Raw genomic sequence first — 12,931 nt, 5'->3', positions numbered from 1 at the left:
TCAAGCGAACTTAACGCTGTCAGCGCTCATCGTTGAGCATAAATGACACCAACAGTGGATTATGATCGGAAGCGTCGCTCTGCGGCGCTTTCGCATTTTTGAGGGTCAGACCACGATAAAAAACATGGTCAAGTGGCAATCCCGTAATGAATTGAGTTCGGTCATCTTGGTTAAACTTAGCCTCTTGAAGATGCGCTTTTTGTAACGCCTTTTTCATCGCAGCGACACGTTCTTCACTCCAGCTATTAAAATCCCCAGCAAACAGAATTGGGCCTTGGTGCTCCTTCAATACCATCTCTAACGCAGACAACTGCGATGTGTATTCTTCTGTGCCCACGGTAAAGTTAATTGCATGAATGTTCACGACCGCCAAAGTTTGACCATTGCTCAGTTGATATTTGCTGTACAGCGCAGATTTCGGCAAACGCAGCCACGGCTCTTTCGATGTATACGCACAAGCTCGGATTGGCGCTTGCTGAGCAATGCTAATCACACCAGCACCGCTGCCCAATGCTTTGAACGCACTGACTTGATTACTCACCCAATGCCCTTCTACCAACCAATTCTTAAACTCATCTGTTAAGCTCGCTTCTTGTAGAAGCAACAGTTGTTTATTGGCAGAAAACGCATCCAATGCTTGTTGCCAGTTATCACGGTTCTGTTTATAGATATTCCACACCAAGACATTTAATTCACCGTCCTTATCGAGCGCTTGCGGTTTATCAAACTCCATACAACGGATGTTTTGAGTAATATTCGCCCCTGTTTGAGTAATAATTTGCGGCTGTTCTGGCACGGTGAAAATGGCCTGAAAGCTCACAAACCCAGCGATAATGAGAAAAACTAACGCAAAAGCAAAACGCTGATACATAAACCTACCTAAACACAAAAATGTCACATATATACCCGAGTGGCTTCAAGATGCAGAATTCAGAACGTTGCCGCTTCTACAAACCAAGTCACTTTCGCTGAACTACGCATCTCGAGGTTACTTGGGTATAAAATGCGAATAATAAAAAAGGAGCCATGCGCGGCTCCTTTTTAGCTTACTCAAATTTTCACCACATAATGAAGTGAAATCTTAATTCTATCTCGACGGAGTTAGATTGCGTCTTCGTCTTCTTCACCTGTACGGATACGTACTACGCGTTCTACGTCGGTCACGAAAATCTTACCATCACCAATCTTGCCCGTTTGCGCTGTTTCGATGATAGTTTCTACGCACTTGTCTGCAACGTCTTCAGTCACAACGATTTCTAGCTTCACTTTAGGCAGAAAATCCACCATGTACTCTGCACCACGGTACAACTCAGTGTGCCCTTTTTGGCGACCAAAGCCTTTCACTTCAGAGACGGTCATCCCTGTAATGCCTACTTCAGCCAATGCTTCTCGAACATCATCCAATTTGAATGGCTTGATAATCGCTTCAATCTTTTTCATGTTCATCCCTTAAGCTTCAATCGTTTGCGCATATTATCGGTTAGCGTCCCACAACATTCAATCCTTGTTATTACCAAGCGACTGAAAATCCTGACGCTGATGGAGTTTATTTGACAAAGAACGCAACAAAATACAAGGTGACTGAGACCATACGTTGTGTTCGTCAATAGTAAAAAGCCAGAGCAAAAACTCTGGCTTAACGTAACCTATTGTTCGTACCTATTTTAAGCTCGCATAGTATGCCGCCAGGTTCGCAATATCCTCGTCAGAGAGCAAGTTCGCTTGTGCTTGCATCACAGGCGCAAGACCGCCGGTACGTTGACCCGCTTTATACGCTTTGATCGAGCTTTCAATGTATTGCTCGTTCTGCCCTTTCAGATTTGGATAACCCGGAATCACCGCGATACCATCCGCGCCATGACAAGCGGCACACACAGCAGCTTTCGCTTGTCCTGCCGCTGCATCTCCAGCAGCCAGTGCTTGCCCACTCAACATGGTTAGCGCCACCATTGCGCCCATGATTGTTTTCTTCATTGCTTCACCTAATCGTTTTTATTTAAGTACCTGTTTTTTATATTCGATATTGTGGCATGAATTACAACGACTTGCGCCAGATAAGTTCACAGTCTTGACCACTGAAAGTCTGATCAACAAACAAGTCTCCAACGGCGACTACCTGATTTTGGTACATCAAAATCGGAATTTGACGACGTAGCCAACTTGGCACATTGTACTCTTGAAACAACTTTTTCAACTTACGACTGTGATTCCGCGTGGTTGGGTGCGCAGAAAGCCCCTCTGGATTAAACGTCACTCTGAGCAGATCTGGCTGAGACGGTAACGCTATTGTCGCGTTATCTGAGCTTGTGCTTAGCGTCAACTCTCCTAAATGTTCAGGCAGTACCAATCGTGTGTCGAGCTGAATTTCGCTGTGCCATGTTGTGACATCGACACTTTCTTTCACCCAGTAAAGACGATGTTGAAAGCGGCGCACTTCGCCTTGTTTGAGCTTGAGCTTTGGGTTGGCATCTTGTTGCGCCAAAGCGACTTCACTCCAAATCAGATTGAGTTGCACCTGCGTCGGCATGTTGACTGCAAGTTTTGCTAGCCACATTCGGATAAGCCTTGCCCGCGCGAGTTCACTGTGTTCATTGAGTGCTTCAATACTCACGCTGAGATCAGTTTGCAAAACACGCTCAAATGCCGCTCCTAGCAGTTCATCCAACAAGGCTTCTTGTTGCGCGCATAAACTCGCACTGCGCTGAACGGCTTGATGGACACTCGGCCAACGTTCAGATAACTCAGGCACAATTCGATGACGGAGGAAGTTACGGTCGTAACGAATATCTTGGTTACTTTCGTCTTCTACCCAGTCCAGTTTTTGCTCTCTGGCTGCCGCTTCGATTTGCTCTCGCTTAACGGTCAGCAACGGACGAACTAATATGCCACCAGCAAACGGCATGCTTTCAGCCATTGCTGATAACCCCTTTGGTCCACTGCCTCGTTTAAGTGCTAACAAGAAGGTTTCCACTTGGTCATCGGCATGTTGCCCTGTCAGCAATAAGTCACCCATTTGGATATGCTTTTCTAAGGCTTGGTAACGAGCTTCACGTGCCAACAACTCGATACTTTCACCGCTGTTGATGTCTAGCTCAACCCGTTCAACCGTGCATGGAATGTTCACATGTTTTGCCCATAGCAAGCATTTGTCTGCCCAATCATCGGCATTCGAACTTAAACCATGATGAACGTATACCGCCTGACACCTGAGTAACTTAGATTCAATTGAGTTCACTTGCTGATAACGACTGAGTAGCTCAAGTAGCAGACGCGAATCAACCCCGCCGCTAAACGCCAAGACAATCTTTGTATCTGGTTGAAAATAGCGGTCGAGAACTTGAGCAAAATGCGAGTAAAGCGATTCCATAAGCCATCCGATAGAAACAAAAAAGGGTTAGGCATATGCCCAACCCTTTCTATTTTATCTGTTATCTTGCGAGATATCAGCTAGCGCTTAGCAGTAACCGTAGTTCATTAGACGTTGGTAACGACGCTCTAGTAGCGTTTCGTGGTCTAGTTGCTCAAGGTCTTCTAGCTGACGAAGCAAGTTAGCTTTCATGTTTGCAGCCATTTGAACGTGGTCGCGGTGCGCGCCACCTAGCGGCTCTTCAATGATTTCGTCAATAAGCTCAAGCTCTTTTAGGCGCGGAGCTGTTAGACCCATTGCTTCTGCTGCTTGAGGCGCTTTGTCTGAATCACGCCATAGAATTGAAGCACAACCTTCCGGAGAGATTACTGAATACGTTGAGTACTGAAGCATGTTTACGTAGTCACCAACACCAATAGCGAGTGCGCCACCAGAACCGCCTTCACCAACAACGTTACAGATTACTGGTACTTTAAGACCAGACATCACTTTAAGGTTCTTCGCGATAGCTTCTGATTGACCACGCTCTTCAGCGCCAACACCTGGGTATGCACCTGCTGTGTCGATGAAAGTGATGATTGGCATGTTGAAACGCTCAGCCATTTCCATCAAACGCAGTGCTTTACGGTAACCTTCAGGCTTTGGCATACCAAAGTTACGTTTTACTTTTTCTTTGGTTTCACGACCTTTTTGGTGACCAATGATCATCACAGGACGACCTTCAAGACGAGCAATACCACCAACGATCGCTTTGTCGTCTGCGAACGCGCGGTCACCCGCAAGCTCATCAAACTCTTCGAAGACGTGCTGAATGTAATCTAGCGTGTATGGACGTAAAGGGTGACGAGCCAGTTGAGCTGTTTCCCATGCACCTAGGTCGCTGAAGGTTTTCTTCTTAAGCTCTAGGCTCTTCTTCTCAAGCTGTTCGATTTCTTTATCAAGGTCAATTGCAGAATCACCACCGTGACGAGATACGTCACGTAGCGCTTCAATTTTCGCTTCTAGTTCTGCAATTGGCTTTTCAAATTCAAGAAAGTTTAGGCTCATCTATGAATCCTTTTTGACTCAGCGTCTTACGTATTGCGCTGAATTTTTTAGTTAAATTCGAGTTCTACTTGGCTCTTACCAAGTAACTGTTTTAAATCGTCTAGTAATGTATCACTTGGCGTTACTCGCCATTCGGTGCCCAATGTTAACCGCGCTCTGGCGTCGGCACGCTGGTAGTATACATTGACAGGTACGGTTCCGGCTTTGTGCGGTTCTAAAATACGAGTAAATTGCTCAAAGAATTTATCGTTAATCTGTTTAGCATCAATTGATACTGACAAACCACGTGCATATTTCTCACGCGCAGTACCCAGATCCATAACTTCACGCGCCGACATTTTAAGGCCACCGTTGAAGTCATCAAAGCTGACCTGTCCAGAAACAACCAAAATTTTATCTTTTTCGAGAAGTTCTGCATACCTATCAAGCGCATCCGAGAACAACATCACCTCCATTCGACCACTTCGGTCGTCCAGAGTCATGATACCGATTCGTGTACCGCGCTTGGTTGTCATAACACGAGCTGCAATCACCAAACCCGCGACTGTCACAGATTGATCACGACGAGTTGGGGTTGCGTCTTTTAGTCGACAACTAACGTACTTATTTAGTTCCTTTATGTATGCGTTAACTGGGTGCCCGGTCAAATATAAACCGAGCGTCTCACGTTCACCCTCTAACCATACTTTCTCTGGCCATGCTGGCACCTGAGTATATTTGTGTTCCACCTCTTCCGGAGCATCGGTCAATACACCGAACATATCCGTTTGACCAAATGCTTCCGCTTGGTGGTGTTGGCTTGCCGCTTTCACCGCGTCATTAAGCGATGCCATTAGTGCCGCACGGTGTGGACCCAGTCTATCGAGTGCGCCTGCGTAAATCAGCTTTTCGATGACACGTTTGTTGACCTTTTTCAGGTCGATTCGCGCACAAAAATCAAATAGGTCAATGAAGTGACCGCCTTTGTTGCGCGCTTCCAAGATCGCATCGATTGGACCTTCACCCACACCTTTAATCGCGCCGATGCCATAAACAATCGCGCCATTCTCGTCTACGTTAAAGCGGTACAAGCCGGCATTGATGTCAGGCGGAAGCACGGTGAGCTTCATGCGGAAACATTCGTCAACTAAGCCAACCACTTTCTCAGTGTTATCCATATCGGCAGTCATTACCGCTGCCATGAACTCCGCTGGATAGTGCATCTTCAGCCATAGCGTTTGGTACGAAACCAGTGCGTAGGCTGCCGAGTGAGATTTGTTAAAGCCGTAACCCGCGAACTTCTCTACCAAGTCGAAGATCTTCATCGCCAACTCGCCATCGACGCCGTTGGCAATTGCCCCCTCTTCGAAGGTAGCACGCTGTTTCGCCATCTCTTCCGGTTTTTTCTTACCCATCGCACGACGAAGCATGTCCGCACCACCAAGGGTGTAGCCAGACAGTACCTGTGCGATCTGCATTACCTGTTCTTGATACAGGATGATGCCGTAAGTCGGATCCAGAATCTCTTTAAGCGATTCGTGTTGCCACTTTTCATCAGGATAAGAGATCGCCTCACGACCGTGCTTACGGTCGATAAAGTTATCTACCATGCCCGACTGAAGCGGCCCTGGGCGGAACAGTGCCACCAATGCGATGATGTCTTCAAAACAGTCCGGTTGCAGACGTTTAATCAGCTCTTTCATACCGCGCGATTCAAGCTGGAATACCGCAGTGGTTTCTGAGTTTTGCAGCAAACGGAATGACGCCGCATCATCCAGTGGAATCGATTCGATGCGAACAGGATCTTTGCCTTCACGTTCTAGACGCGGGTTAATCAGACCCAACGCCCAGTCGATGATGGTTAAGGTACGCAGACCCAAGAAGTCAAACTTAACCAGACCAGCGGTTTCAACGTCGTTCTTATCGAACTGAGTAACTGGGAAGTGACCTTCCGAGTCAGCATAAATCGGGGCGAAGTCTGTAATTGTGGTTGGTGAGATTACAACACCACCCGCGTGCTTACCGGCGTTACGTGTACAACCTTCTAGGATGCGACACATATCGATCAGTTCTTTAACTTCTTCGTCAGCATCATACAACTCAGGCAGTGCTGGCTCAGCTTTAAACGCTTTCTCCAGAGTCATACCCGGATCAGGCGGTACCAGTTTGGAGATGCGGTCTACAAAACCAAACGGATGCCCCAGTACACGACCTACGTCGCGAATTACCGCTTTTGCCGCCATGGTACCGAAGGTGATGATCTGTGATACCGCATCACGACCGTACATTTCTGCTACGTGATCAATTACTTGGTCACGTTTATCCATACAGAAGTCGACGTCAAAATCGGGCATGGATACACGTTCTGGGTTCAAGAAACGTTCGAATAGAAGGTCATATTCTAACGGATCAAGATCGGTGATTTTTAATGCGTATGCCACCAAAGAACCAGCACCCGAACCACGACCCGGACCTACCGGAATCGCGTTGTCTTTCGACCACTGAATGAACTCCATTACGATCAAGAAGTAACCTGGGAATCCCATTTGGTTGATTACGTCGAGTTCGATTTGTAGACGATCATCGTATTCAGGACGACGTTGCTTGCGCTCTTCCTCATCTGGGAATAGGAACTCTAGACGCTCTTCCAGACCTTCACGAGACTTCATGACCAAGAAATCAGTCTCTTCCATACCCTCGGTTGGGAAAGCTGGGAGGAAGTATTCGCCAAGACGTACTGTGACGTTACAGCGCTTGGCAATTTCGACACTGTTTTCTAGTGCTTCCGGAATGTCGGCAAACAGCTCGCACATTTCCTCTTCAGTACGCAGGTATTGTTCTGGGCTGTAATTCTTTGGACGGCGCGGATCTTCTAGTGTGTAACCGTCATGGATCGCAACGCGAATTTCATGAGCGTCAAATAAATCTTCGCTGAGAAAGACTACTTCGTTGGTAGCGACTACTGGCAATTGTGTTTCTTCTGCCAATTCGATGGCAAAGTGCAGGTAAGTCTCTTCGTCGGAACGACCAGTACGAACCAGCTCTAAATAGAAACGGTCTGGGAAATATTCTTGGTAGAACGCTACACAGCTTTCCACCACTTTGCGGTTACCCTTAAGTAACGCTTTACCAATTTCACCATTTTTCGCGCCAGATAATACGATCACACCTTCTGACAGCTCGGCTAACCAAGCTTTATCAATCACAGGTTGGTGTTGTACGTGACCACGAAGGTAGGCTTTAGAGATCAATAAGGTCAGGTTTTTGTAACCTTCGTTATCTGCAGCCAATAGGGTCAGTTGCGTCAGTTCCTCACCAAACTCATCCGATTGCATTTTGAAATCTGCGCCGATGATTGGCTTCACACCACTGCCGTGCGCAGTGCCGTAGTATTTCACCAAACCACACAGGTTAGTGAAATCGGTCAACGCCATTGCAGGCATGCCGAGCTCGGCGACTTTCTTAACGAGCGGTGGAACTTTGTTGATACCATCCACCATCGAGAAATCACTGTGGATTCGAAGGTGAATGAACTTAGGATCTGACATTAACAGGTACCGTAAAACTAAATCTTGTTTGGGATTCTAACCTAAAGCGGGCATGGTTTATAACACCGATATGCCCGTTATACCACTTTGGCTTATTCTTCGATGCCGAGCGCTTTCTTTACTGGTTTGAAGCTCTTACGATGCTCACTGATCACACCGTGTTGTTCAATTGCTTCAAAGTGCGCTTTGGTTGGGTAACCTTTGTGCTTAGCAAAACCAAATTGTGGGTATTGCTTGTCTAACTCTTCCATTTCTTGGTCACGAACGACTTTCGCAATGATAGAAGCAGCACTGATTTCAGCAACACGCAAATCGCCCTTCACGACGGCTTGCGAGTCCATCGGAAGTTGCGGGCAACGGTTGCCGTCGATAAGAGCTAAGTCTGGCTGCACTTCCAAACCAGCGATCGCACGTTGCATAGCAACCATCGTCGCTTGCAGGATGTTTAGCTCGTCAATTTCTTCTGGAGAGCAGCGTCCTACTGACCAAGCCAACGCTTTCTCTTTGATTTCTGGCAGCAGCGCCATGCGTTTTTTCTCGCTCAGTTTTTTAGAATCGTTCAAACCCTCAATTGGGTTATTCGGATCTAAGATCACTGCCGCAGTCACGACATCGCCAACCAAAGGACCGCGCCCTACCTCATCAACACCGGCAACCAATTGATAGCCTTGTGGATATTCAAACGGTGGTAGTTCAACTTTGGTTTTGTTCGCTTTTGGTTTAACAGCCATGATAAGTCTCTATTTTTCAATCAGTTTTAGAACCGCATTTGCGGCTTGTTGGTCCGCATCTTTTCGGATCCAGTGGTGCATTTCAGTGAACTTATCCAACATTTCTTGGTTGTCACTTTCTAGCAAGCGAGACACTTCGTTGAACAAATTATCCGGTGTGCAATCCTCTTGCAGATATTCTTTGACCAATTCGGTATCAGCCAAAATATTCGGTAGCGATACGTATTTAGTCTTCAGCAAGCGTTTAGCAAGAAATGCCGTCATAGCGTTCACACGGTAACCCACCACCATCGGACGCTTAAGTAACATGCATTCTAAGGCCACGGTACCGGAAGCCAACATCACCGCGTCTGAAGCCGTAATTACGTTACGCGCTGTATCATCCACCAACTTAAAGTCCAATTCTGGAGCGTATTCTTTCCACGCTTGTTCGAATTGCTCACGACGTTTTTGATTTACTAACGCAACGACAAAACCAAGATCTGGGAATTTCTGATGGAGTTTTTTACACGTTTCAATGAAGGGTTGAGAGAGCATTTTCAGCTCACTACCACGACTCCCCGGAAGCACCGCTAGCCATTGCTTATCTTGTTCTAGACCCAATAGCTTGCGAGCAGGCATTTTGTCTGATTGCAGTGGAATCGCATCTGCGAGAGTATGACCAATGAATTCACAAGGTACATTGAATTTGTCGTAGAACGCTTTTTCAAACGGAAGGAATGCCAGCACTAGATTGGTTGCTGCTTCAATTTTGAAAATACGCTTCTGACGCCAAGCCCAAACTGAAGGGCTCACGTAATGCACGGTTTTTATCCCTGCATTTTTCAAATCCAGTTCAACACGCAAGTTAAAATCTGGTGCATCGATACCAATAAAGACATCTGGCGGGTTATCAGTAAAGTACTTAACAAGCTCAGCTTTGACTTTTAGCAGTCTTGGTAAGCGTCCTAGAACTTCTACTAAGCCCATTACAGCAAGCTCTTCCATATCGAAGAGAGACTCACAACCTTGAGCGATCATCTTTGGACCGCCAATACCAACGAACTCCGCGTCAGGGTATTGTTGTTTCACCGCTTTGATAAAGCCTTCACCTAGCGTGTCGCCAGACAGTTCTCCGGCAATGATGCCGATACGTAATGGTCTTTCCATATCTACTTCGCTATTTTTCCTGTGCGCTATGGATAACGGTTTGCACTTTCTCTCACATAAACCGTTATCCATAAAACACAAAAAGACCGCAGCCCTGCTTGGGCGCGATCTTTTCTATTTAACCGCTCACTCGTTGATTAACGAATGATGCCACGTTCCGTCGTTTCCAGAATGTCTGAGAAACGTTTCACTGCTGGCCACTCTTGTGCCATTTCAGCTAGGATTGGTTTTACTTCTTCCAGAGTCTTACCTGAACGGTAGATTTCTTTATACGCTTTCTGTAGTGCACGAATCTCTGGTTTTTCAAAACCATTACGCTTCAAGCCAACCAAGTTCAAACCAAATGGCGTCGCATGGTTACCTTGCGCGAGTACGTAAGCTGGTACGTCTTGAACAACGGCAGAACAGCCGCCAACGTAAGCATAAGCACCAACAGTACAGAACGGATGAATCGCAGAAAGTGCCATAACACCAGCATGATCATCAACCGTTACGTGACCACCAAGGATCGCGTTGTTGCCAATGTGAGTGTGGTTACCTACGATAACATCGTGTGCGATGTGAGCGTTAACACACAGTAGGTTATCATCACCAATCACTGTTGTTGCTTTATCTTGAACCGTACCACGGTGAATTTGAACCGCTTCACGAATCACGTTGCGGTCACCAATAACCACTGTTGTATCTTCGCCACCGTACTTCTTGTCTTGGTTCTCTTCACCAATCACAGCATGTGGGAAAATGCGGTTATCTTTACCAATTTTGGTGTGGCCTTTGATCACTACGTGAGACATCACTTCAGTGCCTTCACCAATCTCCACCGTAGAGGTGATGTAAGTGAAAGGACCAACGGTCACGTTAGCGCCAATTTTCGCGCCTTCTTCTACCACCGCTGCTGGGTGGATTTTAGCGGTTTCATGAATCATATTAAAACTCTCGACGAGCACACTTCAGCTCAGCTGAACATACCACTTCGCCGTCAACTTTTGCTACACCGCTAAATGCAGCAATGCCACGGCGCTCTTTCAGAAATTCTACTTCAATAATCATTTGATCGCCTGGTACTACTGGCTTACGGAACTTAGCACCGTCTACACTTGCGAAGTAGTACAGTTCGTTTTCCGTTGGTGCACCAAATGATTTAAATGCAAGTAGGCCTGTCGCCTGAGCCATCGCTTCCAAGATCAATACGCCTGGGAATACTGGTAGCTGTGGAAAGTGACCTGTAAACTGAGGTTCGTTAACCGACACGTTTTTAATCGCGTGAAGGTACTTCTCTTCTTGGAAGTCAATCACACGGTCGATCAATAAGAATGGGTAGCGATGAGGTAGTAGCTCTTGAATTTCAGAGATGTTCATCGTTTTCTTTTCAGTAGTCAAAGTCGTCTTCCTATATCAATTCTCAACAACCAAGATGGCAAGGCAGCGGCAAATGCCACTTATTCAGGAATTGCCTGCAAAGTGTATACCAGCTTGGTGATAAATCTACTTATAGCGCGTCATTATAGAAGAAAAAGACCCGCATTTCGCGAGTCTTTGTTCAGAATGTGGAACTAAGATTCTTCTTTCTGTTCCAGCTGCTTTTCAACAGCTTTCAGGCGTTTGTTCATCTCGTCAATACGGTGAACTCGAGTCGCCGTTTTACGCCACTCTCGGTTGGTTTGCAGCGGAATGCCTGATGAGTACAGACCTTTCTCTTCGATACTGCGCATCACCATGCCCATACCGGTGATAGCTACGCCATCTGCAATCGTGATGTGACCATTAAGAACCGACGCGCCGCCGATCTGACAGTACTTACCAATTTTCGTACTGCCCGCCACAATAGTACCACCTGGCATCACAGTACCATATCCGATCTGCACGTTATGAGCGATTTGAAGTTGGTTATCAAGAACTACGTTGTCTTCGATGATGGTGTCTTCTAGCGCACCACGGTCAATAGTGGTACATGCACCGATCTCGACACGGTTACCGATACGCACAGAACCCAGTTGAGGAATCTTGATCCATTCGCCTTTGTCATTTGCATAACCGAAACCATCAGAGCCAATGACTGTACCAGATTGAACTAGACAATCATCACCCAACGATACTTCATGATAGATCGTCACATTAGCCCAAAGCTTAGTATTGTTACCTAGCTTTGCGTTTTTACCGATAAAGCAACCAGCGCCAACACTTACGTTGTCGCCTAGCTCTACACCCGTTTCAATCACTGCGTTAGCACCGATTGTCACGTTAGTACCCATCTTTACATCCGCTGCGATCACTGCACTTGGTGCAATCTCATCAGCGGGCTTTGGCGTGGTGTCCATCGCTTGAACAACACGAGCGAAAGCAATGTAAGGGTCAGCAACAACCAGAGCGTTACCCGCGCACTGGTCTTTGTGTTCTGGTTTCACCATTACCACAGTTGCTTGGCACTCAGATAGGTGTTTCGCGTATTTTGGGTTAGACAAGAAGGTCACATCGCCTTCTTGTGCTTTATCCATTGGAGCTACGCGGTTTACAACGAGAGACTCGTCACCAAATAGCTCACCCCCGGTAATTGTTGCCAACTCGGCTAATGTCAATTTCTTCATAACTTCTTATTTTAGAGCTTTAATTACGTCTTCAGAGATGTTGTATTCTGGCTTACCGTACTGAAGCGAAGAGATATCGATAACTAGGTCGTAACCTTTTTTCTCTGCTACTTTCTTCACTGCGTCTTGGATAGTTTTGAATAGTTTTGCTTTCTCTTCAGCTTCGCGACGTGCACTTGCTTTCTCAAGCGCTTGTGCTTTCACTTTGTATTCGCTGTCTAGTTTAGCGATATCAATACGCAGTTTTTCGATCTCTTCTTGACCTAGAAGCTCGCCGTCACGCTGCAGTTTTTCAATCTTTGTCTTAGCTTGCGCTTGGATTGATTTCAGCTCATCAGCTTTGCTCTTAAAGTCTTTCTGCATTTTTTGTAGAACCACTTCACGTTGAGGAAGTGCTTGGAAAACTTGAGCAGTGTTGATGTAGCCAATTTTCTGAGCAGCTTCTGCCGCGTTTGCAAACATTGAAGAGCTAAGTACAAGAAGGCCAATGCCTGCCGCTTTGATCATTTTATTCAAAATATTTTC

Annotated in this window: 12 protein-coding genes; all 12 read right to left on the bottom strand. The window is 46.4% G+C overall.

What is annotated here, in order from left to right:
- Positions 1-19: 19 nt before the first annotated feature.
- On the bottom strand, positions 20-871 hold the full coding sequence (locus ABMY42_RS06600) for an endonuclease/exonuclease/phosphatase family protein (RefSeq protein WP_349266147.1): 852 nt from the start codon (positions 869-871) through the stop codon (positions 20-22).
- A 230-nt stretch (positions 872-1,101) separates the two neighbouring features.
- Positions 1,102-1,440, bottom strand: a complete 339-nt coding sequence (gene glnB, locus ABMY42_RS06595; RefSeq protein ID WP_005436810.1) for a nitrogen regulatory protein P-II — start codon at positions 1,438-1,440, stop codon at positions 1,102-1,104.
- Positions 1,441-1,659: 219 nt separating this feature from the next.
- Positions 1,660-1,974 (bottom strand): cytochrome c, encoded by a 315-nt coding sequence (locus tag ABMY42_RS06590; protein WP_005446152.1) that lies wholly within the window; start codon positions 1,972-1,974, stop codon positions 1,660-1,662.
- Between the two features lie 61 nt (positions 1,975-2,035).
- Positions 2,036-3,367, bottom strand: coding sequence for a tRNA lysidine(34) synthetase TilS (tilS, locus tag ABMY42_RS06585; RefSeq protein ID WP_272759765.1), 1,332 nt, complete (start codon positions 3,365-3,367; stop codon positions 2,036-2,038).
- Between the two features lie 87 nt (positions 3,368-3,454).
- A complete protein-coding gene (accA, locus tag ABMY42_RS06580; protein ID WP_005446156.1) occupies positions 3,455-4,414 on the bottom strand; it encodes an acetyl-CoA carboxylase carboxyl transferase subunit alpha in 960 nt (319 codons plus the stop codon).
- Positions 4,415-4,461: 47 nt separating this feature from the next.
- Positions 4,462-7,941 (bottom strand): DNA polymerase III subunit alpha, encoded by a 3,480-nt coding sequence (gene dnaE / locus ABMY42_RS06575; RefSeq protein WP_005446158.1) that lies wholly within the window; start codon positions 7,939-7,941, stop codon positions 4,462-4,464.
- A 92-nt stretch (positions 7,942-8,033) separates the two neighbouring features.
- Positions 8,034-8,672 (bottom strand): ribonuclease HII, encoded by a 639-nt coding sequence (gene rnhB / locus ABMY42_RS06570; RefSeq protein WP_017189233.1) that lies wholly within the window; start codon positions 8,670-8,672, stop codon positions 8,034-8,036.
- A 9-nt stretch (positions 8,673-8,681) separates the two neighbouring features.
- A complete protein-coding gene (gene lpxB / locus ABMY42_RS06565; protein ID WP_349266146.1) occupies positions 8,682-9,821 on the bottom strand; it encodes a lipid-A-disaccharide synthase in 1,140 nt (379 codons plus the stop codon).
- Positions 9,822-9,958: 137 nt separating this feature from the next.
- Positions 9,959-10,747 (bottom strand): acyl-ACP--UDP-N-acetylglucosamine O-acyltransferase, encoded by a 789-nt coding sequence (gene lpxA / locus ABMY42_RS06560; protein ID WP_005446164.1) that lies wholly within the window; start codon positions 10,745-10,747, stop codon positions 9,959-9,961.
- Position 10,748: 1 nt separating this feature from the next.
- On the bottom strand, positions 10,749-11,201 hold the full coding sequence (fabZ, locus tag ABMY42_RS06555) for a 3-hydroxyacyl-ACP dehydratase FabZ (protein ID WP_005430234.1): 453 nt from the start codon (positions 11,199-11,201) through the stop codon (positions 10,749-10,751).
- Positions 11,202-11,374: 173 nt separating this feature from the next.
- On the bottom strand, positions 11,375-12,406 hold the full coding sequence (lpxD, locus tag ABMY42_RS06550; RefSeq protein WP_005446166.1) for a UDP-3-O-(3-hydroxymyristoyl)glucosamine N-acyltransferase: 1,032 nt from the start codon (positions 12,404-12,406) through the stop codon (positions 11,375-11,377).
- 6 nt (positions 12,407-12,412) lie between these two features.
- A complete protein-coding gene (locus tag ABMY42_RS06545) occupies positions 12,413-12,922 on the bottom strand; it encodes an OmpH family outer membrane protein (RefSeq protein ID WP_005446168.1) in 510 nt (169 codons plus the stop codon).
- Positions 12,923-12,931 lie beyond the last annotated feature (9 nt).

Source organism: Vibrio sp. SSH13-20, from assembly GCF_040104475.1.
In the GTDB taxonomy this organism is placed as follows: domain Bacteria; phylum Pseudomonadota; class Gammaproteobacteria; order Enterobacterales; family Vibrionaceae; genus Vibrio; species Vibrio harveyi.
This window is presented reverse-complemented; position numbering and strand designations above follow the sequence as displayed.

Bases quoted from the DNA above. Each gene is read 5' to 3' on its own strand.
- lpxA (WP_005446164.1), bottom strand. From the start codon at position 10,747: ATGATTCATGAAACCGCTAAAATCCACCCAGCAGCGGTGGTAGAAGAA.
- lpxB (WP_349266146.1), bottom strand. From the start codon at position 9,821: ATGGAAAGACCATTACGTATCGGCATCATTGCCGGAGAACTGTCTGGC.
- rnhB (WP_017189233.1), bottom strand. From the start codon at position 8,672: ATGGCTGTTAAACCAAAAGCGAACAAAACCAAAGTTGAACTACCACCG.
- glnB (WP_005436810.1), bottom strand. From the start codon at position 1,440: ATGAAAAAGATTGAAGCGATTATCAAGCCATTCAAATTGGATGATGTT.
- dnaE (WP_005446158.1), bottom strand. From the start codon at position 7,941: ATGTCAGATCCTAAGTTCATTCACCTTCGAATCCACAGTGATTTCTCG.
- ABMY42_RS06600 (WP_349266147.1), bottom strand. From the start codon at position 871: ATGTATCAGCGTTTTGCTTTTGCGTTAGTTTTTCTCATTATCGCTGGG.
- accA (WP_005446156.1), bottom strand. From the start codon at position 4,414: ATGAGCCTAAACTTTCTTGAATTTGAAAAGCCAATTGCAGAACTAGAA.
- tilS (WP_272759765.1), bottom strand. From the start codon at position 3,367: ATGGAATCGCTTTACTCGCATTTTGCTCAAGTTCTCGACCGCTATTTT.
- lpxD (WP_005446166.1), bottom strand. From the start codon at position 12,406: ATGAAGAAATTGACATTAGCCGAGTTGGCAACAATTACCGGGGGTGAG.
- ABMY42_RS06590 (WP_005446152.1), bottom strand. From the start codon at position 1,974: ATGAAGAAAACAATCATGGGCGCAATGGTGGCGCTAACCATGTTGAGT.